The organism is Escherichia sp. 93.1518 (genome assembly GCF_013368915.2).
Taxonomy (GTDB): Bacteria; Pseudomonadota; Gammaproteobacteria; order Enterobacterales; family Enterobacteriaceae; genus Escherichia; species Escherichia ruysiae.
This window is the reverse complement of sequence record NZ_JABWMT020000110.1, coordinates 1-443: the sequence shown is the minus strand read 5'-3', so window position 1 is coordinate 443 and position 443 is coordinate 1. Positions and strand designations below refer to the sequence as shown.

General features: G+C 59.1%; 1 protein-coding gene. It reads right to left on the bottom strand.

Annotation, left to right across the window (positions count from 1 at the left end; translation table 11 throughout):
• Positions 1-443: phage tail protein (locus HEN21_RS22645; protein ID WP_286192518.1), on the bottom strand; the 443-nt coding region annotated here is incomplete at both ends.

The window sequence follows — 443 nt, the reverse complement described above, 5'->3', positions numbered from 1 at the left end:
GAACCTCCACGCTGACCGGATTGCCACTTCCGTCAACCAGGCTTATCAGCGTGGTACCGGAGGATGGCAGAGTGATTTCACGGTCGAGCGTCAGCGTCCGGGTCTGGCTGTTTACCGCCAGCACGCGCCCGCCGATGCTGATACCGGCATAGTCATCATCGCAGATTTCAATGACATCGCCCGGTACATGGCGAAGCCCTTCAGCACCCACGCTGAAATCCACGGTCTGCGTCTCCAGCAGTTCCGTTTTAATCAGCCACAGCCCGGCGCGGTGTGCCTGCCCCCGGCTGGTACAGCCAAAGGCATCCATCTTCGTGACATTACGACCGTAACGGGCAATGGCCTGCGTATCTTCAACAAGCTCTGTCGCCGTCTCCCAGCCGTTGTTCGGGTCAATCCAGTTCACCTCAACGGCATTATGGCGGTCCTTCAGGGCGCTGAAG